Genomic DNA, 26,843 nt, shown 5'->3' with positions numbered 1-26,843 from the left:
ATATAGGAAAACAAAAAAACGCCAAGCAAAATTGCTTGGCGCTTCATTCTATTTAGGAAGTATGGACAATTAAGCCAACAGTTCCTTCGCTGTGTTGACTACGTTTTCAACCGTGAAGCCAAACAGTTTAAATAGTTCACCTGCTGGTGCTGATTCACCAAAGCTAGTCATACCAACGACTTTACCGTTCAGACCAACGTATTTGTACCAGTAGTCTGCGATACCTGCTTCGATGGCTACGCGTGCTGTCACATCACTTGGCAGTACTGCTTCACGGTATGCGGCATCTTGCTTCTCAAATGTGTCAGTTGAAGGCATTGATACAACACGTACCTGCTTACCTGCGTTAGTCAGTTCAGCCGCCGCGTCTACAGCAAGTTGAACTTCAGAGCCTGTAGCGATCAGGATTAACTCAGGTTTGCCTGCACAGTCTTTCAGGATATAACCACCTTTCGCGATGTCAGATACTTGATCTGCATTGCGATCCTGCTGGGCTAAGTTTTGGCGAGAGAAAATCAATGATGTAGGACCATCTTTGCGCTCAATAGCAAGTTTCCACGCAACCGCTGACTCAACTTGGTCACATGGACGCCATGTGCTCATGTTTGGTGTTAAACGTAGAGAGGCAATTTGCTCAACTGGCTGGTGAGTTGGACCATCTTCACCCAAACCGATGGAATCGTGAGTGTACACTTGGATGTTTTGTACTTTCATCAATGCAGCCATACGCATTGCGTTACGAGCGTATTCCATGAACATTAGGAACGTTGCGCCGTAAGGGACAAAACCGCCGTGTAGAGCAATACCATTGATGATGGCAGTCATACCGAACTCACGTACACCGTAGTGGATGTAGTTGCCGGATGCATCTTCTGCAGTAAGTGATTTTGAACCAGACCACATCGTTAGGTTAGATGGTGCCAGGTCAGCAGAGCCGCCCATGAACTCAGGTAGCATTTTACCGAACGCTTCTAGAGCGTTTTGTGATGCTTTACGTGAAGCAATGTTCGCTGGGTTAGCTTGCAAATCAGCAATGATTTCTTGTGTTTTCTCTTCCCATTGTGCAGGAAGATCGCCGTTTACACGACGTTTGAATTCTGCTGCGAGCTCTGGGTATGCGTCTGCGTAAGCAGCAAATTTTTCATCCCAAGCGGCTTCTTTTGCTTTACCTGCCTCTTTTGCATCCCACTCAGCGTAAATGTCAGATGGGATTTCAAATGGGCCATAGTTCCAACCTAAGAACTCACGAGCCGCTTTGATTTCATCAGCGCCAAGTGGAGCACCGTGGCAATCGTGAGAGCCTGCTTTGTTTGGTGAGCCAAAACCGATGATGGTTTTGGTGCAGATCAAGGTTGGGCGAGATGTTTCTGCTTTAGCCGCTTCAATCGCTGCGTTGATTGCTTCTGGATCGTGACCATCAACCGCTGGAATGACGTGCCAGCCGTAAGCTTCAAAGCGTTTAGGCGTGTCATCAGAGAACCAACCTTCCACTTCACCGTCAATAGAAATGCCGTTGTCATCCCAGAAAGCAATCAACTTGCCTAAACCTAGCGTACCAGCAAGGGAACATGCTTCGTGAGAAATGCCTTCCATCAAGCAGCCGTCACCCATAAATGCGTAGGTATGGTGATCAACGATCTCATGGCCATCTTTGTTAAATTGCGCCGCCAAAGATTTCTCAGCGATTGCCATACCAACAGCGTTAGTGATGCCTTGGCCAAGAGGACCAGTTGTCGTCTCGATACCTGGCGCATAACCGTATTCTGGGTGGCCTGGTGTTTTCGAATGCAACTGACGGAAATTCTTTAGTTCTTCAATTGGCAGAGCGTAGCCTGTAAGGTGAAGTAAAGAATAGATCAACATAGAGCCGTGGCCGTTAGACAGCACAAAGCGATCACGATCAGCCCAATTTGGGTTAGTTGGGTTATGGTTTAGGTGAGAGCGCCAAAGAACTTCAGCGATATCAGCCATACCCATAGGAGCACCTGGGTGACCTGAGTTAGCTTGTTGAACACCATCCATGCTTAGCGCACGAATTGCATTTGCGAGTTGTTTACGGTTCATAATGGTTTCCAGAAATAATAATTTCAATTTAAAAAGGAGAGGGCGGGTGCCTCTCCTTTAAAACTCTTATAATTTTTCAGCGATCATCGCTTCAAGTTTGCCTTGGTCAATAGCGAAGTTGCGGATGCCTTCAGCAAGCTTTTCAACCGCCATTGGGTCTTGGTTATGCTCCCACAAGAATTCAGCGTGAGTCATCGCTGCTGGACGATCTTTCACTTCTGAAGTCGCTGTAAGTTTCGCTTCTACCACACCTTCTGCTTCTTCGAGTTGTTGAAGCAGCGCTGGGCTGATAGTCAAACGGTCACAGCCTGCAAGCTCAAGGATTTCACCAATATTACGGAAACTTGCACCCATTACAACCGTTTGATAGTCGTGTTCTTTGTAGTAGTTGTAGATCTTAGTTACAGACAGTACGCCTGGATCTTCCGCTGCTTCAAAATCGCGGCCTTCTTTTGCCTTGTACCAGTCCATGATTCGGCCAACAAATGGTGAAATTAGGAATACGCCAGCTTCAGCACAAGCACGAGCCTGAGCAAAAGAGAATAGAAGCGTTAGGTTACAGTTGATGCCTTCTTTTTCTAGGATCTCTGCAGCACGGATACCTTCCCAAGTAGAAGCTAGCTTGATAAGGATGCGATCGTTTGTGATACCCGCATCGTTGTACATTTTGATAAGTTGACGAGCTTTTGCCACACTGCCTTCAGTGTCGTAAGAAAGGCGAGCATCGACTTCGGTAGAAATACGACCAGGAATGGTTTTAAGAATTTCTTTACCAATGTTCACGGCTAGCATATCGCAGGTGTCTTGAAGCTGTTGGCTTTTATCGTTGCTTTGAGATTTCGCGTATTCAATAGCTTGGTCGATAAGAGGAGCGTATTCGGCAATTTGTGCGGCTTTGAGGATTAGAGAAGGGTTTGTAGTGGCATCTTCTGGTTGGTACTTTTTAATCGCGTCGATTTCGCCTGTGTCTGCTACTACAGTGGTTAGTTTGCGAAGTTGCGCTAACTTGTTACTCATAATCGATAATCCTATTTTTTGGCTAAGGCAGTCCGAATGGTTCGGCTCACTTTTGTGTTTTGGTCAACTGGTACAGATTGCTCATTATAATAATGAAAAACTATTGCAGCTAATTTAAACAAAATTCAGCACTAAAAACATTTGCTCTGCGCAGATGCTCGCGTACTGAGTAAATGATGGAAACATATATATCCTAAAAATTTGTAAAGTCAATAAAAACGAGCTGATATTGCAGATAAAATCTAAGTTATATTTTTTGCATGATTAAAATCATAACATTATCAAGCAACTGTGCTGATTCCTTGCTCACGCCAATTTGTCACAAATCTTTGTTAATGACTGAACATATGTAACGATAGTGAACAAATGATTGGAAATGGAGTGAGAATTTCACTAAGGTATATCCGTTTGAGTTATCAATCCTGGTAGGGATTTAAAGAGGCAGAATGAGTCAATCTAGTCATGAGTCATCGAGTGATGTTGCCAACCTATTAACAGAGATTTCTGTTGCCTATTATCAAGATGGCGCAACCCAAGAGGAAATCTCAAAGAAATTTTCTATCTCTCGAGCTAAAGTCGGCCGACTGTTAAAGCAGGCTAGAGATGAAGGTATTGTGGAAATCACTGTCAAGTACCACCCTGTTTTTAGTGCCAAGATAGAGCAAAGGCTGATCGATAAGTTTGGAATAAAACGTGCTTTGATCGCCCTCGATCAACCTAGTGAAGAACAGCAACGGGAACAAGTCGCTGGCTTAGTGTCGAAGTATTTGTCTGGAATTTTAAAAAATGGCATGGTGGTGTCGATAGGGCAAGGGCGTAATGTCTCTTCGATTGGACAGTACACAGGGGTGATTACACCAAGAGAATGTACATTTGTGTGTGGCATTGGAGGCATACACCCAAAGGGAGGACCGTACAACGCCGACCATATTTCTCGACAAATGGCTAAAAAATACGGAGGCACCTCAGAAACCTTGTATGCTCCAGCGTATGCAGAGAATCGTGAGCAAAAATTGGCCTTTATGCAAAACTCCACAATCAAGCAAACTTTAGACCGAGCGCGTAAAGCCGATGTCGCATTGGTTGGGGTGGGAGATATGAGTGAAAATAGCTATATGGTTGATCTAGGATGGTTCACCCCAAATGAAGTGGTGCAGTCAAGGTTAGCAGATGGGGTAGTGGGAGATTTCGCAGGTTACGACTTCTTCGATATCCAAGGTAAGGTGGTGAATACGGTAATGAACGACCGGGTGATTGGCTTAGGGATGGACGAGTATCGCTCCATATCGGAAGTGATTGCCATTGCCTCTGAAAACAGTAAACCGCTTGCTCTTCTCGGTGCCTTAAGGACTGGTGTGATTGATGTTTTAGCGACCAGTGTGAGTAACGCACTAACCGTACTTAACCTAGATGAACAAATGAGCCGTGAGTGATAAAGGTTTGAGAAGTAGGGTGATTTGGGTATATCTCTATATACCCAAATTATAGTGATGCTCGGTAGAGTTAGTGTTTTTTACTATAATAAATTCGTAAAAATCATTATTGTTTGCAATGAAGCCAAAGTTTTAAGTTGCTGATTTACGATATTCCTGCCTTACCGTTTACTTTACCGCTATTGATGGGTGGCTTTGTTATTACCTTGTTGTCAAGTGCTTGTTTAAAACTATTTTCAATTAAATCTTGCAGCTTTTTCGGAAGCTGAGTTGCATTGTATAAACACTCATTTGTGAATTTACTATATTTTAATTTTTTGTTTTTCTTGTTAATCTCTTCTACTTCTTTTCCATCGATTCTTACGGAAACCCCAAATTTGGGCATTTCCCGTGTTTTGACTTGGAAGGTTTCTTTAAGGTCCAGATTTGGCAGAAATAGGTTTGGAACGTTAAGCTGGGCTGATTTGAAGTTAAACTGATAATTACCTTGGCTGTCAGCACAAACAAAAAAACCTAACCAATCAGAAGAAATCCGTTGCTGAACCATCCAGGTTTTATATATAAATTGTTTATTTCTGGTGTTCAGTGAAATGCTCTGATCTTGACTTATTTCTCTTAGGAGTTCTGATGAAAACCTCTCATCTACGATAGTTGCAGCATTGCCATGGTCCATATTGTTGTAATGAAATATATTTTCGTTTTTTGAATATAGTGTTCTTCCATGAGTTTCGAGCCTATTTGCACCAAGGAAACCATACCGAGTGAAATGTTGCTTTAATAAATCTCTTTCTTGCCAATAAGCTTGCCCTTTCCTAGCTGTGGCAGGGACTAAAAATATTTTATTGGTTCTACAGTCAATTAGCCCTGAAAATGGGGAAAGACGTTTACTATTATTTAGGTTATGGATCGCTTGGTCGGATAGTTCGAGTGTTTCTGTAGTGTAGTTGAGTGCAGCTCCACCTTTTCTCGCGTCAATGTACAACTGTGCCCACATCTGAGCAATTTCTGCAGCAGTTACCTTTGAATCTTTTTGTATATTCCCCAGCCCAGTCCAGTCCTTCTGAAATATGGCTCCACCAGTCATTAATGGCCCAGAGGGGCTGCCTGTTAACTGGCTCATTTCAAAGAGCCTTTCTTCAAGCTCTGATTCGTTTGTAATTAAAAACTTATTAACACGGCAATTTCTGCAAACTTTGTGTTCTTCAAATCGAGTAGAAGACTCGTAGCTAGATTTGTATCGAAGCGATGATTTATCTAGTATTGCATCTCTAAACTTTTCATATTCAACACAAGACTGACAAATTATCTTTCCACACTTTCTGCAATGATGTTTATTGGTGGATATTTGAAAAGTCACTTTACATAAATTAAAAATAGTGGGCTTTATTTCATTACTACAACAACTACAGTTGCTACTTTTACTATCTGGAATCCAAGTAGGCATATTCTATTCATCTCATTTTTTTGATTTTATATTGGGTTTTTATTTTTCTTTTATTTCAATAATCATACCTATGAACCCAATTTTTTTCTGGAATATATGCAATATCAGTTAGAATATATCTTTGATAGTATTTTGATTTATTAGTAATGAATAAAAAACTATGTGCAATTACATGCACTATCTCCTATATTATTCCTATTTGGATGAAAAGTGCACCAATAAAACTACGGATTGGTCATAGGAAAGATTACTCCTAACTGAATAGTTCATCATATTGCCCATTCATAATCAAAATGTTAAGTTGTATTTTTTTGCAATTAACAAAAAAGCAGATTATGAATTTCGAAGTCTATTTATCAGGTGAAATCCATACCGATTGGCGTGAGCAAATCATCAAAGGTTGCGAAGAAAATAATCTCGCAGTGTCATTTACATCGGCTAATACGGATCATGAGTCCAGTGATGCAGCGGGTGATCCTTTAGGTGTAGAAAGTGCCCCGTTTTGGCGAGATCACAAGTCAGCTAAAGTGAACGCCATACGTACTCAGACCGCAATCAAATCATGTGATTTAGCGATTATACGTTTTGGGGAGAAATACAAACAGTGGAATGCCGCGTTTGACGCTGGATTCTGTGCCGCATTGGGGAAACCGTATATCACATTACATGACGAATCTTTGGTGCATGCCCTTAAAGAAGTCGATGCATCTGCGCAGGCTTGGGCAACGTCGCCCGCGCAAGTTGTTGAGTTGTTGGCATACCTTACTGGTAACCAGTAAAGGTATATCTCGCCCGGTATACACCTCTTTATTGCATTTCATATTGCGAAGAGGTGTGTTCGCCGGGCGCTTCCGATGGCACAAAACGGTAGAGAGTAAAGCCCAGCAGTGCCCACACGCCGAGAATGATATACTCATTGGGCCAAACCAGAGACAACGACGTACCGGGGATGGCTATCATAGCGATGGTCGCAAGTGCTATGAAGCCTCCGATGGCGGGAAGCCAACGCGTTCTAGTTTGAAACGGGGTCATAGTTTGCGGATAGATACGACGGATTCGATACAAACTCAATACTGCAATTACCCATGCCAACCCAATGTAAACACCGCCTGTATCTAAAAACCACAGTAGTGCCCCCTTGCCTAACAGTCCCAAGCCTAAAGTGAGTCCCAAGGTAAAGAGTAGTGCGTTGATCGGCTTATCGTTCCTATTAAGCCTAGCGAAAATAGGAGGCAGTATACCTGTTCGTCCCATGGACAATATGACCCTTGACGTTGCCGAAAATAACGCAAGAAAACTCGTTACAAGGCCAAGTGCAGCAATGGCGTAGGCCCCCCAAGCAAGATCAGGAAAGCCTGCAAGCCGAAATGCGTCGATCACGCCATAATGCATTGTTGCGGTGACTTTCCATGGAATTAGCCACGCGCTGGCGAGCAGCACAAGAAAATAAAAGGCAGTAGCGATGAAAACGGTCATAAGCAGCGCGATGGAAATGCTTTTTGGCTTTAGATTGGCGTCTTCTGCAAGTACAGAGACGATGCTGAATCCAGTCAGTAGCGTCATTGCTGGCAGTACAAAGTGCAAGGTGCTGACGATGGCGTTACTGTTTGGAGTGAAAGCTGGCCAGAAGTTGTCAATATTACCGGAGCTGAACCCAACCATCACGAGGCAGAGGCCAATAATCAGCATGAATCCAAATAGGATCATCTGAAGCCATCCAGCGAGTTCAATTCCTATCGCAGAAAAGCAGAATATAAACAGAGTAAGGACGACACCGATGAGAAGGACGGGTAAATGTATGGTGGTACCAGCGAGAGTGTAAAGTGGGAATGTGTTCAACACCGGAAAAAAGAGCGAGAGCAACATACCGCTTGCTGTTACATAGAAAGCGAGGGAACTGACGTAAGCACCGACTAAGAGCCATCCAACAACGAACGACCACTTTTTACCAAATGCAACATGGGCAAAGACAGTTTCGCCGCCCGCCCTAGGAAAACGTTGTGTGAGTTCGGAATAAGCCAAAGCGATACAGGTAGCAAGAAGACCTGCCACGACAAAACCGAAAATGACACCTCCCGCTCCATATTTAGCGAAGAAACTGCTTGTTGTGTATACCCAACTGGTACCTATGATGCCGGATGCGCCAAAAGAAATGATCATCCAAAGGCTTAATGATTTTTTTAATCGTTTAGACTGCATCCCGCTTCCTCTCTACGTCGTTCAATCAAACTAACCTGGGCATATACAATTCCTTTCAATGTAACGGTTATCACGCAAAAACGCTTGTGCTTTTGTGCAATAACGCTGTGCAAAAAAGTGGGATGTACCTTCACGCTGAGTTTAATTACTCTATTATCATCAGTGTGATTAATTTCCTTTAATCAATGAGTGATAAACCATAGCTTCTGGGTTCAACTCCCAGCTCTAAATCATGGATACACCGAAAACAAGGTTGTTTATATGAATTGAAAGACAATCTTGATTGTGGTGATCCGCCTATACCAGATCTAGATAAGTTTGCCTTTTTTCAGTAACCATTCGTGCACGTATGGCGGTTTCTGCACGTCTAGATATAGGTATCATGCATGTCTCAAAAGCTGCCAATGACTCACTTTCCAGAGGCTGACACATGAAAGCTCAGGGTATGGATTGGAATGATATTCCATTTGTACTTGCTGTGTGTGAGGCAGGTACGCTTTCTGGCGCGGCCAAAACGCTTGGGGTAAACCATTCAACCGTTTTCCGGCGTATTGAAGGCGTTGAAACCAAATTGGGTATTACCTTATTCGAGCGCTTAAGTTCGGGTTATATGATGACGCCTGAAGGGGAGATGTTTTTCCGTCAAGCGCTTGCACTTCGAGAAGGTGTTGATCGAATTCAGCGTGAGCTGAGTGGTCAAGATTCAAGGCTAGAAGGTACACTGGTTGTCACAACAACGGACTCTCTGTTGTATATCTTTTCCAAAGCTTTTTCTGCCTTCCAAGAAGAGTACCCGAGTGTTGAATTGCGCGTACTAACAGGCTCACGACGACTAGATTTAGTGCAGAAAGAAGCCGATGTCGCGTTGAGGCCCACGCTTATGCCCCCAGAGCATTGGGTAGGGCGAAACTTAGCGACATTATCTTATGCGACGTACGCCAGTAAGGGCTATGTCAAGGAGATGCGGAATTTAACTCCTGATAAATATCGATGGGTATCTCTTGTCGATGAACTCAGCCGATCAGCAATGAGTAAAATGACCATAAAGCTAAAGCACCAAGATGCAAGCCGAACGATCGCCAGTTCGCTAATGGGGGTGTATGAGCTAGCGGTCGCTGGGCTGGGAGTGACGGCATTACCTTGCTATTTAGGTGAACATTGCGACAAATTACAACGTGTACATGACAAAATGAATGAGTTTGACAGCGACCTATGGTTGCTCGCTCATCCTGATATGAGAAGAAGCGCTAGAGTAAACGCATTCTTTGACTTTATGACACCGTTTGTACGCAGTCAGCTAGCGGTGTCAGGACTTGTTTCGAACTCTGTATTGTTGACGTAACTTGACCGAGCTACGTATATACGGTGCTCGCTCTCACAATAACACTTTTACTCGGCTTTAAGTGAATATCAAAGTGGCTGCCTTGGAAATCCCCATCAAGGACTTTTCCATGAAAATTAAGGCTTCCACTTGATAGATATAACAACCCATCATCTCCGATGATTTGTTGTTGCGTCTCTGAGCCACTTTGTACAGAAACTAAGGTGCCGACAGGAAGCGGATCGCCTTTCGCGTTTTTAACGTTGACGAGAATTTGATGGATTCTTTCAACATCAAAGTGTACATCTATGCCTGATCGGTATGTTGGCATGACATCTTGATTTACAGATAGCTCCTTTAAATCCAAAGGGATATCTTGCGATAGGCTGATGTCATTGGGAATGTAAGAGGCCAGGTTAGGGACAACAAACAAGCCGTCTGAGTTTGTTTTGCCAATGACCGCTCCATTTTGTTTCACCCCAATTCCTGAGTAGCCCGAGGTATCGACTAGCGCAAAACTTGAATAGATAGGTGGCGTGAGCAAGAAGTGGTTATCCATCCAGAGCATTCCACCATTGGCCATCAATGAAACTTGGCTTTGCGATCCATACTGATAAACATTGGCACTGTAGTTACCAGTTTGAGTCCCGCTTAAAAATAGTGAACCATAAAGCTGGTTACTGGACTCGCTAACATCGTGGCTGACACTAATGTTGGACGTCAGGCTCTTGCCATCAGAGAATTGGTTGCTGGTCATAAAGGACAAGAACTGATTGGTCGTATCTTGATCTTGCTCGACCGACGTGCTGACCTCACTATCTGTACCAAACAAATAGTTGATATTGAGTCCAATACTCCATTGGTGATCGTCACTGAAATTTGCTTGATAGTTGCTTGTAATACTTAGATTCTGTGTGACATTCGCAGACAATTGCGCGGTATAGACGTGCGAAGAAGGAATCGTCTCGACACTAGAGTGGTCATACAGGGCGCTTGCAGAGAACGTGCTCCAATTGGTTAAAGGGATATTGATTCCTGCACTCGCTTGATAGCCTTGCCCTAAATCATCAAAGTCCGTGTCAGCTGTGGCTAGCTGAGTAAAGTGTTTGCTAGTGATCTGATAGTTAGCAGTGAACGATGCATCATGATATTGGAATTGATAGCCAAGTGCGCCTAATCCTCCGATGGTTGAATTTCTTTGACTGATGGCTGCGTCGGTGGTGACGGCACTGTTTTCACCAACTTTAATGAATTGAGAGGTGCCAAATGTTTGTTGTTGTGCGAGAACGCTGGAGTGAACTTGATAAGTCCATATAGGTGTAACACCATGGGTATAGTTTATTGCACCGAACAGCTTTCCATAGTCGAAACTTTCGATACCGTAATTTTCTCGCAGCGAACCAAACTGGTATCCGTAGCTAGACAAGCCTGGTCTTAGTATGTTTATGCTGGCGAAATAAGGGATTTTGTAGGTCGTGACTTTGCCATCTTTATTGGTCGATTGCACCGTAATGGTACCAGAGCCATCTGAGACAGGTATATTATAAAATTGATAACTACCAGGGTTAACTTGATAGTTACCCACTGGCACCCCATTAACATCGAGTTTTACGTTTTGCGGTAAATCCGTTTGTCCGGTAATTAAGGGTAATGAGCGGATATCCAGCTGAGGTTTTAGCGAATAATTTTTGTAGTAACTAATACCTGCAAAGTTAACACTTCCTCCCCAGTGGGCTGCTGTTGTTGTGCTGTCGCCAATCTCCAAGGTGGTGAGGTCGTCAAGATAATCTCTTCTCCAGTTAGTGTCCAAGCGTAGCCATTGCGGGGTTTGATCATCTGACGGTTCTTCACTGTTCGCTATGTCAGGAGAATAGGTCCCAGTTTGACTAAAATAACCCGAATCTTTGGTGAAAACACCAATTTCTCCCGTAGCCGATGTGGAATACGAATTTGAAGGGTTGATCAGAGAGCTTATTAAGTTGTAGTTTAAAAATACGCCGTTAGCAGAGCTAGGCTCTATCGATGACGCATTGTCACTCCCATACTTGAGGTTTAGGCGGGTATGTTGAAATCGCCAGCTTGGTAAAAACAGCTTTATCGCCTGTGTTTGATCGTCCCATTGCAACTCACGGGAGTTTGAGCTCATCACAACAAAATCGACGCCTGATTTTGTGGTTGTCTGCAAATCTTTAAAGTTTTTGATGGCGTGTTCGGTAAAGAAATTTTTTGGTATCCAGAATTGATTGCCTTGCTGACAGACTGGCCAAAGTTGTCCAGCCTCTCCATTTAGATAGACCGCTGAGATGATGGGGTCGGCTTGATTCTGGAAACAAATAGCAGGAATTGTGGTTTGATCGGCAAACGCGCTAGTGGTTGCTGTTAATGCAAACAGCAACACACCTTGCTTTAAGAGGCAATGTCGGGATGTGGCCTTGGCTGTGAACATGATACTAATTTACGTAGTGAAACCTGAAGTTTGCTCGTAAACGTTTAGTTGGAATGCTCACCCGGCCAAATTTACGTACGTGAAGAAGCCCGTATATTTGTATCCAACCTGTAGAGCCGTAATGATTTCTCACCACTAACCGACCCGTTATGTCATTTTCAGAAAATGGTCGGTCTCCGATGATTTCACTATGATACGGATCGGCATATAAACCAAAATTCATCCCGCGTCCCAGCCTACGGTGATAGATAGACTCATTACCTCTTGTCGGAATCCACATTTTATAATGTATGACACCATCCCTTAGGTGCTCACCGGCGCACACAATTCTGAATGCGGTTGCGCGGGTTACTTTTTCCGGTCGGTAGATATTGCCAAAATTGAGTTCGTTCATCTGAACATGGCAAGAGAGTTTGAGGGGAGCGTAATCGAGAGTTTCTGCATGTAGTCCCGGCGGTAACAATAGTACCGCCGTGAAAAAGAGTAACATTGAGCGAAATTTCGACATGTTCATCACATCTATTTATACAAAGTGACTTTACTTTTATTGGTTGTAATTAGGTTGCTTAACGTCTGTTCAACCGCGGTCACGTTCGAATCTTTTGCGACTGGAAAGCTCACCGTTTGGTTCGGAAGTATGTACCGAACGGGCGTTTCACTGTGACTCTTACCTTTTGCGTTAATAAATTTTAGTTGTCTAAGGCTGAGCACATATCCACCTGTATTAGTGAACTGAACAGAATCTTTGGCTTTATTCCAATGCCAAGCGTTATCCACTTTTGTATCAGGGTAAGAAAAAACTGGGAATGTAATATTGTAAAGAATCTTAATATCGCTGACCTTTTTATGCTGAGATTCATCGTCTTTTGTAGGCAGCTCTTTTAAATCGATACGATAGGTCTTAACTTTGTTGCCAGTATTTTTAACAAATAGACCAATTCGTATAGTTTGCTCTTTACTTGGCGCTATTTTAAATATCGTAGGAGAAGGAAATAGATCCGTCGTCGGGACTAAGATCTGTTTATTTTTATCCAGCGTCCATACATAAGCTTTGGCTTGAATTGTCACGGTTTTATCCGTATCGTTCATTAGCTGAACAGTTTTAAGTGGTGTACTGTTATTAAACTCTAATGAAGTGGGCGCTAATTCTAGCGCACTGGCGGAAAAGGGTAGTCCTATTAAAGACATTGAAAACAGAAACGAAATTATTTTAAATGGCTTAGTATACATATCCTAAATCCGCAGTGGCGCTAGTTATTAAGTTTATTGGGTTGTTCCTAATATTACTTAAATAATCTTAAGTAAAAAGGCGTCAGTCTAATCGAGATTAGAATTCAACCTGTACGTGAACAGTTTGGCTGAATGACTGACCAGCAAATCCGCTGAAGTCTTGACCCGCTGGGATTTGACCGTAGATAGTAGCAGAACCTACGCCGTTGCTGATTGGAATAACTTTACCAGTTGCATCAGATGCATTGTATGGTGTTAGCTCTTTTGAAGCAGTGTGGCTAGCATCAGAGAATAGGCCGTAGTTAATAACGTTGCCCGCGCTGTCTGTCATTTGGTACGTGTTAGTTGAACCTGCGCCAGTAGCGATGTATAGAGAAGGGTTTTGGTTATTAACTGTGTAGCAGTTGTTTACACTGATAGTAGTTTGACCGTCTACTGAGTTCTTGGTATCAGCATTGATTGCGCCGAAATCTAGAGCAGTTGGAGTGTCTAGGTGACAGCTAGCAACAACGTGTGCTTTAACTGTTAAATCAGTGTTGGTTGTTGAACCTAGTGAAGTAGCAGTTGCTGCGAATGAAGTTGCTGAAGCAAATGGCAATACCGCCGCAATGCCTAGTGCAAGCTTAGTAGATTTTTTCATTTTATTAACTCTCATATTTGTTTTTTATATTTATTACAAATACTGACGTCTGATCATTAAATAATTTAATCATGACGCTGACCAATATTTGCGGGCTGAGTCTAGCATGTGAAAATATAGAAAGTAAATTAAATTTTAATTAAAACAACAACATAGAAGACCATAAAAACCGTTTAATTTGACACGAATTTGTTAATTTATAAAATTGATCAAAATTAGATCAAATATTATTATATTTAAGTAAAAAGTGATCATTGAATGATCAGATAAATATATATTGATAGTAATTTATGTCTTAAGTTTAGAAGTTTTTAGTGGCTAATATACCCATATTTAATTAATAGGGTTACCATTAAGTCGGTTTTGAATGAAATCTAGTTCGAAGTTTGATCGATGAACTTCACAGTTTTAGAGAACGGTATAGTAAATAATAAAATCAGAATGTGTTGAGCGCACAAAAAACGCTCGAATAAAGCAATGTTACACGAAATATAAAAAATTGCCATGTTGTATTTGGGCTGTATATAGGGGTATATTTGACAAATAATTGACGATTTATACACAGTATTTTTAACTGGCTACAGCATTATTATCACAACCTAATATATACTCAAATCACTTCAAGATGCATCGTTCGACTCTCTTATCAGTGTTCGCCTTCTCATTGACAGTACCTACGATGACTTACGCTGATACGATGAATACCGGGCCAACGTATTATCAATTTGAACAAGATCATCATCAGCAACGTGAACAATATCGTCATCAACTCGACCACTTGTATGGCCGTCCGACAACCGTCACTTTTCGATATCTAGGGGAGCCTGATGCGAGGATTGATGAAGGGAAACGTGCCCAAAAACTGGTTTATAAAAGAACACAGTCCCGTTCATTTCGATATGGCTGGTATAAGCTCAACTGCACTACGGTGATTGATAGTAAACAGGGCATTGTTGATGGCATCTCTACGACAGGTGATGACTGTACAGATAGCTTTATGCAAATGTCACCTAGTCAGTTATCGGTGGCTTAGGTCAAAATACGTTGTACTCTATCAGCCAGTGCACTGGCTAGGGTTAAGTTAGCTTGTTCGTCTAGGTGAACGCCTTCACCGTGCGCCGCCTTTACAATGGATGCGGTATCAAAGAATTCAACCTTGTAAAACTCTGCGACGGTTTGGTAATGATCGGCTAATTCGGTAGAATCTTCTGCTTTTCCATCGAATACAACATCCATAAAATGTTCAGTTGAACCAAGGTGAGGTGGGGAGAGGAGCAGAACTTTTGGTGCGCTGCCATTAGGCCCACATCCGCTGGTTAGCACTTTTCTGACTAAGCTGGCGACACCTTGTGCAATATCGCTGGGTGTGCAGTTGAATCTGGACTTAAGATCATTGGTACCCAACATGATGGTGACTAAATCCAAAGGAAGGTTAGATTCGAGATACACAGGAAGGTATGCGACACCGTTCTGCATTTGTCCGTTGATATAAGGATCATCGTGAATCGTGGTGCGTCCATTGAGTCCTGCTTCGATGACTTGGTAATGATCACCTAGTATACGCTGCATTGCACCGGGCCAGCGGGTTTCATAGTCATGTCGCTGTGCATTATTCGGGTTGTAACCCCAAGTTAATGAATCACCGAAACACAATATGGATTTCATTTTCTACCTCCAATTAACGTCGATCTTCAGCCCCAGAGGAATCGTGGGTATGGACCTTTTTTATCACTAAATCAGCTAAATGGCGATAGTTTTAAATGAATTGGTTATAGGAATGATTTTGGAAGACTAATATAACAGTACTATGGTTGTTACATCTTAATTACATTATAAGTTTGGCTTAATCACAGTCTCTTAAATTAATCACTCAAACTAATTGAAACTGCTATTTCAACATAGTACCACTAAATTTGTTGTGGGAATTTTGTACAAATAGTATCCACAGCAAAAACGATGGAAAAACGTTCTATAGGAAGAGACTATGAAAAATTATGCTGAAGAACTAGAGAATATGCACGGTGACCACGAGCATTTCTATGAGCTCTGGGACAGCACATTTGTTCTAGACAAGGATGACCCCGATCTTCCAGCAGTTTTTGAAGAGCCCCATGAATAATGCTCAAGGAAAATTGATTAAATATCGGTGTGACATTTAAGGTGACTTGCTCAGGATAGCCAGTCACCTTTTTTCTGTTCTAAACTTCTAACGGTAGATCGTTGCGTTGTCCCCACTCAGTCCAAGAGCCATCATAAACAGATAGATTTTTCAATCCTGATACTTCAGCAGCAAGAGCGAGAATACAAGCGGTTACACCAGAGCCACAGGAAAAGATATATTGTTGCTTCGTATCCGGAGCCACATTTTCAAAAACCTGTCTAATGTCTTGGGCAGACTTGAACATATGCGCAGACATCAATTCTGCAAATGGAAGGCATACTGCATTGGGAATGTGTCCGCTGCGAACGCCTTGTCGTGGCTCAGGCGTCTGACCTGAAAATCTAGCTTTAGAACGAGCATCAATGGTTAAGCTTTCTTGGTTGGCAATTTGTTGCTCAACCTCTTGCGCAGAAAGAAAATGGCTAGGGCTTAACTTGCCGTTGAAGTCACCGATTCGATTGGCCTTTTGATAGTCTTGAGTTAAAGCAAACTCGTGTTGCTTCCACTCAGTGAGACCACCATCTAACACATACACTTGCTCATGCCCCATTGCCCTGAACATCCACCACGCTCGAGGTGAAGCAAACGTACCACTGTTGTCATAGACCACAATTGTAGAGTCTTGATTGATCCCAAGTTGCTGAGCAAGATGATTAAACCGCTCTTCACTTGGCATCATATGCGGTAGTGGACTATCTGGGTCGCAAAACACTTTATCGTAGTCAAAACGAAGCGTATTAGGAATAAGGTTAACTTTGTCTTTTTCAGGCTCGGCAGGTATTTGAAAGTCGATACTCGCATCAAGCAGAATTAGGTTATCGTCTGAAAGGTGTTCATTAAGCCACTGCGCGCTGATTAACGGCCCCATGGTGTATTCCTTATGCCTATTAATGTGTTAGAAAACAAAGCGATCCAAATATGCGCGAGTCACTCTATCATAAAATAAGGAGAAAACAACAAGATAACGCACTGAATTTTATGTTGTCGATGGCTATCCAACTTACTCATTCACCACAAACAGGGCAACTGGCTAACTTCGAAAGCATCATTTCTCTCCATGACATTGAGAGGGCATCAAGCAATAGAACTTTTCCTTGCATAGCCTGACCGTAGTTCGACAGCAGCTTGATGGTCTCCATCGCTTGAACGCCACCTATGATACCGACCAATGGGGCCATTACACCTGCTTCAACACAGCTCAGGCTTTGCTCGCCAAATAGTGAGCTTAAACACTGATAGCATGGTTGGTCAGAGTCTTGGTAAGTGAACACACTGACTTGCCCTTCCATCCGAATGGCAGCCCCTGAGACTAACGGCGTTTTAGCCGCATAGCAAAGGCGGTTAAGCTGATTGCGGGTTTCTACATTATCTGAAGCATCGACAACCACATCGCTTTTACTGATTAAATCTTCAAGAGTGTTATCGTTTAATCTCTTGGCAATAGCAGTAACAGCGATATGTGGGTTCAGTGCAAGCAAGGCTTCCGATGCAGACTCGACCTTAGGTCGATTGATATCGTTATCAGTATGTAATATCTGGCGTTGTAAATTGGAGTGTTCAACCACATCGTCATCGACTAAGGTGATATTTCCTACTCCTGCCACTGCAAGGTATTGGCTGGCAGCGCAGCCTAATCCGCCAGCGCCAATGATTAAGACTTTTGCTCGCTTTAGCGCTTCTTGGCCTTCAAAATCAAACCCTTGAAGAGTGATCTGCCGATTATAGCGTAGCATCTCTACATCCGTTAACTGGCTCACATTGAACTCCTACCTAATATAGGGCGCTATTGAATAATTGTATCTGTACCGTATCACCAGCTTGGACATGACCACGGTCTTTTTCTAACACGACAAAACAATTGGCTAAGCTCATCGAGCGGAAGGCTCCAGAACTTTGATTACCTGTGGATTCAACAGTAAATTGACCATTTTCAATGGAGTACACGCCTCTTTGATAGTCGGTTCGTCCGGGCGATTTGCGAAACCCTTGCTTAGTCACTGCGGGAATCATTGGCTCGGCTTGCCACTGACTGTGGCCAGATAACTTGGCGAGCAAAGGTTGCACCAATACATAAAGCGTAATGAAGGCAGAGACAGGGTTACCAGGCAGGCCACAAAATAACGCATCAGAGAGCTTGCCAAAGGCGAAAGGTTTGCCGGGCTTTATCGCTAACTTCCAAAATCCGATTTCGCCAATCTCGTCTAAGATATCTTTCGTGTAATCGGCTTCTCCTACGCTCACTCCACCTGATGTGACCACCACATCCGCTTCGGCTTGCGCTTTTTGAAACGCGGACTTTAAGGTTTCAGGACAGTCGGGGATGATACCTAGGTCGATGGCCTCACAGCCGAATTTTTCAATCAGTGGCTTGATGCCATATCGATTGCTGTCATAGATTTGTCCGTCTTGTAGTGGTTGACCAAGCGGTTTGAGCTCGTCGCCAGTTGAGAAAAAGGCGACTTTAGGTTTACGATACACGTTGACATGGCTGATACCCAGTGTGGCGATCATGGGGACGTCGCGAGCAGTTAGCCGTGAGCCTTTGCTCAATACTAAATCGTGCTGTTTTATGTCGTCACCAATTGGACGGATGTTTTGGTTCGCTCGAACCTCGGTTTGAGTGAAGGTAACACCTTCATCGTTGGATTGCGTATTTTCTTGCATTATCACGGCGTCGCATCCTGACGGGATTTTTGCCCCCGTCATAATTCGAATGCAGCTACCTACCGGCCATTCCCCGTCAAAGGGTTCTCCGGCAAACGATTTTCCAGCTAAAGGAAGGGTGGTGGATTGTTTCAAATCCGACAAGCGTATGGCGTATCCGTCCATGGCAGAGTTAGCAAATGGCGGAACGTTAATAGGAGAAAGCAAGTCTTCTGCTAATACAAAACCTATAGAATCTTGAAGTTTGAGATGGAGTACTTGTTCGACAGGTTGGACTGTTGCAAGCATGTGTTGGAGTGCATCTTCAATTAACATCAAGTTTGGAGCATCGCAGCCGCTCATGTAGAAATCCTATTGCTATGATTTAGTTAGCTCGACTTTAGCATAGATTCTACGATATCGAATTGCCCATCAATAAAATTGTACCGATACCGTTAAAATAAGGATGTAATATATCAAAAATGCGAGTATCCTTGTCACCCCTGAATGAGACGAACAATTGAGCAGAGGAATCCATGTCGGCCTTAAGTGAGTCAGCGAAGTTAGTTAAAGCAGCGTTAGAACGCAGTGGATTGGAAACACCGATGGTCCCAAGTAACTATTCATCGGATGAGAAAAAAGAAAAGATCCAGCATCATATGCGTGAAGTGCTTTCTTTACTTGGACTAGACTTGACCGACGATAGCCTGCAAGACACCCCTAATCGTGTTGCGAAGATGTTCGTTGATGAGATTTTCTCTGGTTTGGATTACCAACATTTCCCAAAAATCACCGTCATTGAAAACAAAATGAAAGTGAACGAAATGGTGCGTGTGAAAGACATTACAGTGACGAGCACTTGTGAGCACCATTTGGTCACAATTGATGGAAAAGCCGCGGTCGCTTATATCCCAAGAGGGAAGATTATTGGCTTATCAAAAATCAATCGTATTGTTCGCTTCTTCGCTCAAAGACCGCAAGTTCAAGAAAGAATGACTGAGCAGATCTTGGTAGCGTTGCAGACTTTATTGGAATCCGATGATGTGGCTGTAACCATTGATGCAACGCATTATTGCGTTAAATCTCGTGGCGTGATGGACGCAACTAGTGAAACAACCACGACCGCGCTTGGTGGGATATTTAAATCCAACTCCGCCACCCGTGCCGAGTTCTTTCACGGTCTAAGATAACCCCCCAATTGAAAAGAGCCCATCTCTGGGCTCTTTGATTTTCATGGTTAGCCTTTGAGGACTAGCCATCAAAAATCACCAAATACTCTCCATAGCCTTCTTTTTCCATTTTATCCTTTGGAATAAACCGCATCGATGCCGAGTTGACGCAGTATCTTAGTCCTGTAGGTGCTGGCCCGTCCTTGAATACATGGCCTAAGTGAGAATCGCCATAGCGGCTACGTACTTCGGTACGAGGGTAGAGCAATTTGTAGTCGGTTTTGGTGGTGACATAAGCAGGATTGATTGGCTTGGTGAAACTTGGCCAACCTGTACCAGACTTGAATTTGTCTTTTGACGAAAACAGCGGCTCTCCCGTTACGATATCCACATAAATGCCTTCAGCTTTATTGTCCCAATATTCATTTTGAAACGCGCGCTCAGTGCCGTCTTCTTGGGTGACGTAGTACTGAATTTTTGTCAGCCTGTCTTTGATCTCGCTTTCAGAGGGTTTTGAATAGGGCTTGGCATCAGTGACTAACTTTTTTTCGTTGATGAGCTCGCGAAGTGTCACTGGGTTATCTTGTCTGTCCGAGCCGAAAATATCATTTAAATACTGATCGCGGCCCGAGGCATAGCGGTAGTAACTGTAGCGGATTTTGCTTTTCTTGTAGTAGTCTTGATGATAGTTTTCTGCGGGCCAAAACTTTTTAAACTCGATCAATTCGGTTTTCAGTGGTTTTTTGTAAATGCCTAGCATGTCTATCTCTTTGATGAAGCTTTCAGCGATTTGTTTTTGCTGATCATCACGATAAAAAATAGCGGGTCGATACTGAGGACCGCGGTCGCCAAATGAACCTTTGTCGTCCGTTGGGTCGATGTGGCGGAAAAACTGATCCAATATTTGCTCATAAGAGACATCACTTGGATTGTAGTAAACATTGATGGTTTCGATGTACTTGGTTTTGCCAGACGCCACTTCTTTATAAGACGGGTTTTGTTTGCTGCCGCCTGAGTATCCCGATATCACTTCGACAACGCCGGGCTGCTTTTCTAGATCAGATTCAGTACACCAAAAACAGCCTCCTGCAAGTGTGGCGATTTGATATCCTTGCTCCTTCGCTTGTGCTTCTGTCATTGCTGAAGCAGACGCATGGTATAACCCAAGTAATGACACCAGTGCGATACCAATTCGTGTTTTCACAGTTCTATTCATCATAACCATTACCGTGTTCTATTGTTTCCATATAAGAAAGGGGAAATGGTGAATAAATTTCAGGTAAGAAAATCCACCTGACCATTGTCAGGTGGATTGAGTATTACCATTCTTCACTCTCTAAAAATGGTCTACCTTCTATAGAGTAAATGTCATTGTCAAAGGGGTGATCGGCCCTGTCTCTTAAATATTCGAGCTGGTGTTCCAGCATATCTACAGCGTCATAATCCCCTTCCGAACAAGCAACATAGATCTCTTGCTCCAAGGCCTCAATGCTATCTCTAATATCCATAGCAAGCCTCCAAAGTCTATGCAGACATGAAGTGGAAAATTTTTACCTGTTCTCAAAACGATTATAGTCTAATAGGCCAAATTCGATAGGTTGATCCTGACGATACCATTGGTGAATTTGGTCGCTAAAAGACCAAAATTCGGGTGAGGTACGACGGATTGCAAACCGATCCAATAACTTAATGCAATCGTCGTTACTTTTAATGTTTTTAAACATTTTTACCAGCTCTGGAATTTCATTTTCTTTGAGAGAAAGAAAGATGGCCGGATAGCTACCCATCACACCCCGGACTAGGGTTAGACTGTCATGATCTGGGTCTCGGTTCTTTGCTTCATCGAACAAACTGGATACATTGAGGTGAGCGTTATTGTGCAATAGCGTAAATGCTTGTTTTTCCCCTGAGTTGGATTCAATCATCATCATCACAATCTGTGGCACGTAGATCAGCCCGCGTCCAGTGAGCTGGTTTATTTCGTTAAGTGTTTGTTCGTTTTGCGCTGTAAATCCTGTGTCCACGATGTCATAACGATTGCTCAGGACGGGAGCCAGTTTCTCACGAAGCATTTGGTAAAGCTCTAGCTTTGGATCGTCGGTTTTGTATTGAATCTGTGTTGGTTGGCTAAATGGCTCGACATTGCGTTGTAAAAAGGTGCTGAGCTGTATACTTTGATTTTTGTACCAAAGCGACATCTGCTTGTGCCGGGAGTCCGCTGGGAGGAAGTGAAGAAAGTTCATTTCTCCTTCCATACGCAGAAAATCCATAAACATGCGTGTGATCAGCTGATGGCCGAAATTCCCATAGACATCAAAATCGGCCACAAGAAGGTAATGAATCCGCTCAATTAACTCATAATCTAAGATCCAAGCGGTTTCCGTTGGGCCACCAACCATGCCCCTAACCACGGATGCACTATCAAAGTGGCGGAACACGGTTAGTGCGGCATTAGGGTTGACGCCATCTCCATCCCATATGATGTCTGTGGTTAAATGTGCGCCATTTTTAAACCAAGTATTTAGGAACTCGGATTTGGCTTCCAAGAACCGAGCTTGTTGACGAGAAAACTTGACCCAGCTCGTAATGGGTAAGGCGTTGCTTTGCAATTCGCCTGGCAGTTTCAAATTGTCTGCTTGAGAGCGAAAGAAATCGTTTATCGCAGGCACATTGGCTTTGTCTGGGTCAAAAAAGAAAACAAAAAAACGATCTCTAATGACGTTGAGCGCAATTTGCCCACGGCAAACTGGGCCTTTAATAAAGGCCATGATGGTATTTTGCGCATTATCGAGCATAAAATGATAGCGGCCCGTGATGGGAAGCTCAGTAAATGCTGTCATAGGGTTGGCGGCGACATCGGGTTGATAGCTCGGTAGGGCAGAAACGGTGTAATCAGCGTCAATGAACCACTTATTCCATTTGGCTAACTTTTCTTTGTTTAGCGCAAACGGCATATGGGTCTTATCTACTATGGTTTCCTGATCGGGGATAATCCGATAATAGACACGTTTAACGCCGGGATCGCCATAGGGACGACGAGTTGGAATTCGAACGACCGGCTGTCCAGGTGGGGTTTTAGAGCGAACGAGCGTAAAGAAGCGTGGTCTTTCCGCGCTTATTTCTGAAAAATATAGGTGCGCCAAAAATAAATGCTCAAAAATGTATCTCGCCATTAATTGAGTTTTAAGATCGTCTCGATTAAGAAACGCCTCATACTTATCGACGTTTTGCTGCTCTAGCTTGGTCAGCGGGATAGGCTCGTTCATCATCGCATTGCTTTTGAGCCAAATCTTTAATGTATCGAGCTCTTTTTTTTCAAGATTTGGCATTCCAAACGGCATTCCCCAAGTCGGGAAACGCTTTTCGTAGTAGGAAAATTCTTCAATACTTGGGCAAACCTGATCGCGGTCAATAGAGAAATCAAAGCCTTTTAGTTGGTTGACTTGTGGTTGAGGGTGTTTTTCTTTGAGCTCTAAAAGGCGCGCCATTAAACCTGCTTGCCAATTTGCTTCAGGAGTTTGCGTACGCTCGTTCAATATTGGGTGAAAGTCCATTTCACGCCACTGCTGGGTTATTTGCGCATCTTCAAATAGGCGAGTTGGGGTGGCCGCTGTCAAGCGTGTGCCGTCATAGACGAGTTGTTTCGTGCCACCACGATCAGTGCCTGCGACAGAGGAGAGCTTTAGTTGGCACGGCGCATCATAACAGGCATGGCAAACCACACATCGGTTATCAATAATGGGCTTGACTTCGTCTAAATAGAAATCAGCTTCAACACTACCAAGTTTAGCAGTTCGATCTCTAACTTCTTGTTTCCCAAATAGCTCATCATAATTGTAGGAGGCATACGTCGCGCAGCCTGACAAGATACTCAATCCAATGAGCAAATACAGTGTCCGTACCTTCATAGTCGCAAAGAAACTCTAATCCATAATCAAGTTCAATAATTGATTACATGATTATAAATGCTTCTAGCGTAAAAAGTACGGACAAAAAGGAGACATTGTGAGGTATATGAGGCTCCTTAAATATGTCCTTGCGCCAAAAACTGTTTCATCTCATTTTCTGGCACTAATCCACCACCGGTTGCCCAAACAATGTGAGTGGCATTGTTGAGTTGAGTTGAAGACAAGTTTTGACGAGTAAGATATTGATCATTGGTAACTAATTCAATGGGGCCTAACATGCCTGCCAATGCAGAAGGTTCAAGGCATATACCTTCACTTTCCGCAAGCAATTTGAGTAGCTGGAAGAGTCGTTCATCACTGACGGTGTAATAGCCAGAAATGAGTCTTTCCATGGCTTTTCCGACAAACCCTGAAGGTCGCCCAACTGCTAAGCCGTCAGCGGCTGTTTTATTGTCTAAGCCGATATCTTGCACGGATATTTGGTCGTGTAATCCAGTCATTACACCTAACAACATACAGGGTGAGTGGGTAGGCTCTGCAAAAATGCAGTGAACATTGTCGCCAAAGGCAAGCTTTAAACCAAAGGTAACGCCACCGGGTGCGCCACCGACACCACAGGGTAAGTAGACAAATAAGGGATGATCTTTATCAACCTTGATTTGCATGTCATCAAGCTGTGCTTTAATCCTTTCGCCAGCGACTGAGTAACCTAAGAATAAATTTTGTGAGTTTTCATCATCGATAAAATAGCAATTCTCAGTGCCCATGGATTGCTCACGGGCGTTATCTACCGCGACACTATAGTCTTGCTGATGCTCAACTACGTTAACACCTAAGTTTCGTAGCTTGTTTTTCTTCCAACTGCGAGCATCAGATGACATATGAACAGTGACGGCAAAACCAAGCTTGGCACCAATCAAGCCAATCGACATGCCAAGGTTCCCCGTCGAGCCTACAACAATCGTGAATCGACTAAAAAACTGTTTGAAGTCATCACTCAGCAGTAATTGGTAGTCATCATCTTGAGATAGTAAGCCGTGTTCGATGGCAAGCTTTTCCGCCAACACAAGCACTTCATATATTCCACCGCGTGCTTTAATCGAGCCAGAGATGGGTAGGTGGCTGTCTTTTTTTAGGAGTAGTCGCCCTGGAAAGGTGACGTGGTAATGTTGTTCTAACCTGGACTTCATACTCTCTATCTCAACAAGCTCTGATTCCACTAACCCTTTACTGGCTTGGGTTTCAGGAAATGCCTGTTGAAAGAAGGGGGCGAATCTCTTCAATCGTTGACTCGCGTCTGTGACGTGATCTTGCTCTAAGCCCACGTGTTTGAGGCCCTCTTCCATGCTCGTCATCTCTGGGTTATACCAAGTCACTTCGCGTAATTCACACATATCTTGGATAAGAGGATAACGTTGGCAGAGCGCTTTCATATCGATTGACGGCATGATGATTGTCCTTATTTGTTGTGATTTACGTAGCAGACAGAGTAGGGGATCTGGTGTCGGTTAAAGTGATGTAACCATCGTTTTTGGTTGTCTTGCAGCTTGTCTCCTGGGCCTTTGACTTCCACCCACCAATATTCATTTTCTTTAAACGCAATTAAATCAGGCATACCCGTTTTCATATTGCGTAAGTCAGACAATAAGATGTCAAATAGCACCATAACATGCTTTAAGGGAATGATGCTAATCGCTTGTTCTAATAGTGATTTCGTCATTGTTGGCCAGTAGACAAAGGGGTTTTCGATTCCTTGCTTCTCGTTAAATGTGGCCATTAAAGAGCTAAGCCCATGCGCTTTTAATTCATCGAATATTGACTCGATGATTGAACGTCGTTTTTCTATAAAGAGGGGGCTAAACATATCCTTAGGCATACGCTGAAAAGCGTTGATAAACGCGCCATCAATCGAAGCAAAGATAGCAGGCCAAAAAGCAAGGCCAAACAGGCCGTTGAGAAAGCTGTTTTCAGCGTAATACACGCGCCAGCCCAAGTCTTGCAAATGATGTTGTACCGCTATTTCAACCTTGGTTTGCGTTAAATCTAAGTCGACCGTAAATTCTTTAACATCAAGTGGTTGGCGGGAAATGATGCTTTGACCTTCCCGGCGTAACCGCTTGTGCTCAAGACGTAGTGCCACTTCTTTTTCGTTAATGTCAATTGGCGAGAGTAACATATCGTTTATCAGTTTCTTTTCTAACGTATACTCACCAAGTGTATGATACATACGGGCTCGCCTTTCACGGCTAGGCGGAAGCGTTGTTTTAGCAAACCACTCTATGGCTTGAGTGACGCTTTTCTGTCGTTCTAAATCTCGAGCGAGATGGTTAATGAGCTTTTGCCTTTTCTCATCGACGTAGTCGTTTCCGCAATTGGCAGGAATGCGGTTAAGATGATCATCGAGTTGTGCAGCTTGGCTTGCTCTATCGAGCTCTACATAGCTTTTTCTTATCTTATCAATCGAGATTAAATGGTTAATTTCTTCTCGTGTGCGGAAAAAACGTGTCACTTTACTTAGTGAGTAATGCTCAAAACGGTTTAACCCCAAGTCTTGCAGGACAAACTGACTCAAATCCTGATAGGTATTTGCGAAGAATAGAACTTGTAGCACTGCCAGTATCATTTCGTTGACCAACTGAATCACTTGAAAGGTAAGGCGCTTAAAAGCGCGAAAAGGCGTGTCTTCTAGTAGCTCGACAAGTTCTTGTTTCCGCATTGCTTTAGCACCGACACCGAGATCAAATACTTTTATTATTTCAGGTTTAGTTAATAGGTGTTGAGCCAGATGCTGGTTGGAGATGCTGGGATTAATTTGGATAAATTGCACGTTTTGCAAAGTGTTCAGCGCATCTTCAATATGAGGAATTTCTGAATAAACCAGTTTGTCTGAACGAAACCAGCCCCCTTTTCGCGTCAGAAGCCGGACAAGCAAACATTGGCTTTCAACATCAAGTGTGGCGAAGCTTTTAAGCCATGCTGCCTCTTGTTCGTTGAGTAAATCCGCGTACTGAGTGTTAGCATGCTCACACAGCTTTTTAAAGTTAGCGAGATAGTATCGCTGGGGCAGGGCAATTGGGTCTGGCATCTGCTGGGTGATCTCTTGGGTTATTAGAGAACTAAGAATAATGAGCATGGCCTCTGGTTCAAGGGTTAGGCTTTACTTTTGTA

Annotated in this window: 23 protein-coding genes; 6 read left to right on the top strand and 17 right to left on the bottom strand. The window is 43.3% G+C overall.

The genetic code is table 11. The features are described from left to right. Positions 1–69 precede the first annotated feature (69 nt). Both tkt and tal read right to left on the bottom strand, forming a co-directional pair. Positions 70–2,064 carry a transketolase gene (gene tkt, locus M9194_RS00555; protein ID WP_250610260.1) on the bottom strand — a complete coding sequence of 665 codons (1,995 nt, stop codon included), beginning with the start codon at positions 2,062–2,064 and terminating at the stop codon, positions 70–72. Between the two features lie 66 nt (positions 2,065–2,130). Then, a complete protein-coding gene (tal, locus tag M9194_RS00550; RefSeq protein ID WP_250610258.1) occupies positions 2,131–3,081 on the bottom strand; it encodes a transaldolase in 951 nt (316 codons plus the stop codon). Positions 3,082–3,527: 446 nt separating this feature from the next. On the opposite strand from tal, the gene M9194_RS00545 reads away from it, so the two are divergent. Beyond that, positions 3,528–4,514: a sugar-binding transcriptional regulator gene (locus M9194_RS00545; protein ID WP_250610256.1), complete on the top strand. Its 987-nt coding sequence runs from the start codon at positions 3,528–3,530 to the stop codon at positions 4,512–4,514. Positions 4,515–4,659: 145 nt separating this feature from the next. On the opposite strand, the gene M9194_RS00540 is transcribed toward M9194_RS00545, so the two are convergent. Next, a complete protein-coding gene (locus M9194_RS00540; RefSeq protein WP_250610254.1) occupies positions 4,660–5,958 on the bottom strand; it encodes an FYVE zinc finger domain-containing protein in 1,299 nt (432 codons plus the stop codon). A 335-nt stretch (positions 5,959–6,293) separates the two neighbouring features. On the opposite strand from M9194_RS00540, the gene M9194_RS00535 reads away from it, so the two are divergent. Continuing rightward, positions 6,294–6,737, top strand: a complete 444-nt coding sequence (locus tag M9194_RS00535; protein ID WP_250610252.1) for a YtoQ family protein — start codon at positions 6,294–6,296, stop codon at positions 6,735–6,737. 28 nt (positions 6,738–6,765) lie between these two features. Here M9194_RS00535 and M9194_RS00530 read toward each other — a convergent pair whose 3' ends face one another. Further along, positions 6,766–8,157, bottom strand: coding sequence for an APC family permease (locus M9194_RS00530; RefSeq protein WP_250610250.1), 1,392 nt, complete (start codon positions 8,155–8,157; stop codon positions 6,766–6,768). Between the two features lie 430 nt (positions 8,158–8,587). Here M9194_RS00530 and M9194_RS00525 point away from each other — a divergent pair, with 430 nt between their 5' ends. Beyond that, positions 8,588–9,499: a LysR family transcriptional regulator gene (locus M9194_RS00525; protein ID WP_250610248.1), complete on the top strand. Its 912-nt coding sequence runs from the start codon at positions 8,588–8,590 to the stop codon at positions 9,497–9,499. 10 nt (positions 9,500–9,509) lie between these two features. Here M9194_RS00525 and M9194_RS00520 read toward each other — a convergent pair whose 3' ends face one another. The 4 genes from M9194_RS00520 to M9194_RS00505 all read right to left on the bottom strand — a co-directional run bounded on the left by M9194_RS00520 (position 9,510) and on the right by M9194_RS00505 (position 13,794). Further along, positions 9,510–11,924 carry a fimbria/pilus outer membrane usher protein gene (locus M9194_RS00520; protein ID WP_250610246.1) on the bottom strand — a complete coding sequence of 805 codons (2,415 nt, stop codon included), beginning with the start codon at positions 11,922–11,924 and terminating at the stop codon, positions 9,510–9,512. A 4-nt stretch (positions 11,925–11,928) separates the two neighbouring features. Continuing rightward, positions 11,929–12,432 (bottom strand): hypothetical protein, encoded by a 504-nt coding sequence (locus M9194_RS00515; protein ID WP_250610244.1) that lies wholly within the window; start codon positions 12,430–12,432, stop codon positions 11,929–11,931. A gap of 11 nt (positions 12,433–12,443) precedes the next feature. Then, positions 12,444–13,112 (bottom strand): fimbrial biogenesis chaperone, encoded by a 669-nt coding sequence (locus tag M9194_RS00510; protein WP_250610242.1) that lies wholly within the window; start codon positions 13,110–13,112, stop codon positions 12,444–12,446. Positions 13,113–13,251: 139 nt separating this feature from the next. Next, a complete protein-coding gene (locus M9194_RS00505) occupies positions 13,252–13,794 on the bottom strand; it encodes a spore coat protein U domain-containing protein (protein ID WP_250610240.1) in 543 nt (180 codons plus the stop codon). A 679-nt stretch (positions 13,795–14,473) separates the two neighbouring features. On the opposite strand from M9194_RS00505, the gene M9194_RS00500 reads away from it, so the two are divergent. After that, positions 14,474–14,827, top strand: coding sequence for a hypothetical protein (locus M9194_RS00500; RefSeq protein ID WP_250610239.1), 354 nt, complete (start codon positions 14,474–14,476; stop codon positions 14,825–14,827). On the opposite strand, the gene M9194_RS00495 is transcribed toward M9194_RS00500, so the two are convergent. Then, positions 14,824–15,459, bottom strand: a complete 636-nt coding sequence (locus M9194_RS00495) for an SGNH/GDSL hydrolase family protein (RefSeq protein WP_250610237.1) — start codon at positions 15,457–15,459, stop codon at positions 14,824–14,826. The genes M9194_RS00500 and M9194_RS00495 overlap by 4 nt on opposite strands. A 319-nt stretch (positions 15,460–15,778) precedes the next feature. Here M9194_RS00495 and M9194_RS21645 point away from each other — a divergent pair, with 319 nt between their 5' ends. Then, positions 15,779–15,913, top strand: a complete 135-nt coding sequence (locus M9194_RS21645; RefSeq protein WP_284676472.1) for a hypothetical protein — start codon at positions 15,779–15,781, stop codon at positions 15,911–15,913. A 79-nt stretch (positions 15,914–15,992) separates the two neighbouring features. Here M9194_RS21645 and M9194_RS00490 read toward each other — a convergent pair whose 3' ends face one another. The 3 genes from M9194_RS00490 to moeA all read right to left on the bottom strand — a co-directional run bounded on the left by M9194_RS00490 (position 15,993) and on the right by moeA (position 18,961). After that, positions 15,993–16,823, bottom strand: a complete 831-nt coding sequence (locus M9194_RS00490) for a sulfurtransferase (protein ID WP_250610235.1) — start codon at positions 16,821–16,823, stop codon at positions 15,993–15,995. Between the two features lie 136 nt (positions 16,824–16,959). Further along, complete coding sequence (moeB, locus tag M9194_RS00485) at positions 16,960–17,712, bottom strand: molybdopterin-synthase adenylyltransferase MoeB (RefSeq protein WP_250610233.1); 753 nt, start codon at positions 17,710–17,712, stop codon at positions 16,960–16,962. A gap of 13 nt (positions 17,713–17,725) precedes the next feature. After that, positions 17,726–18,961, bottom strand: a complete 1,236-nt coding sequence (moeA, locus tag M9194_RS00480) for a molybdopterin molybdotransferase MoeA (RefSeq protein WP_250610231.1) — start codon at positions 18,959–18,961, stop codon at positions 17,726–17,728. A gap of 173 nt (positions 18,962–19,134) precedes the next feature. On the opposite strand from moeA, the gene folE reads away from it, so the two are divergent. Next, a complete protein-coding gene (folE, locus tag M9194_RS00475) occupies positions 19,135–19,788 on the top strand; it encodes a GTP cyclohydrolase I FolE (RefSeq protein WP_250610229.1) in 654 nt (217 codons plus the stop codon). A 61-nt stretch (positions 19,789–19,849) separates the two neighbouring features. Here folE and msrB read toward each other — a convergent pair whose 3' ends face one another. The 5 genes from msrB to M9194_RS00450 all read right to left on the bottom strand — a co-directional run bounded on the left by msrB (position 19,850) and on the right by M9194_RS00450 (position 26,760). Beyond that, positions 19,850–20,905 (bottom strand): peptide-methionine (R)-S-oxide reductase MsrB, encoded by a 1,056-nt coding sequence (gene msrB / locus M9194_RS00470; RefSeq protein WP_250610770.1) that lies wholly within the window; start codon positions 20,903–20,905, stop codon positions 19,850–19,852. A gap of 181 nt (positions 20,906–21,086) precedes the next feature. Continuing rightward, complete coding sequence (locus tag M9194_RS00465) at positions 21,087–21,275, bottom strand: hypothetical protein (protein WP_250610227.1); 189 nt, start codon at positions 21,273–21,275, stop codon at positions 21,087–21,089. Positions 21,276–21,317: 42 nt separating this feature from the next. Next, positions 21,318–23,675, bottom strand: a complete 2,358-nt coding sequence (locus M9194_RS00460; protein ID WP_250610226.1) for a fatty acid cis/trans isomerase — start codon at positions 23,673–23,675, stop codon at positions 21,318–21,320. Between the two features lie 116 nt (positions 23,676–23,791). Next, positions 23,792–25,123, bottom strand: coding sequence for a D-serine ammonia-lyase (gene dsdA, locus M9194_RS00455; RefSeq protein WP_250610224.1), 1,332 nt, complete (start codon positions 25,121–25,123; stop codon positions 23,792–23,794). Positions 25,124–25,134: 11 nt separating this feature from the next. Next, the gene (locus M9194_RS00450) at positions 25,135–26,760 is read right to left on the bottom strand and encodes a VRR-NUC domain-containing protein (protein ID WP_250610222.1); all 1,626 of its coding nucleotides are present in this window, start codon (positions 26,758–26,760) and stop codon (positions 25,135–25,137) included. Positions 26,761–26,843: the final 83 nt, after the last annotated feature.

The sequence above is a fragment of the Vibrio sinus genome (genome assembly GCF_023634645.1).
GTDB lineage: Bacteria > Pseudomonadota > Gammaproteobacteria > Enterobacterales > Vibrionaceae > Vibrio > Vibrio sinus.
Note: the sequence above shows the minus strand (reverse complement) of the source record. Positions and strands in the feature narration are given on the sequence as shown.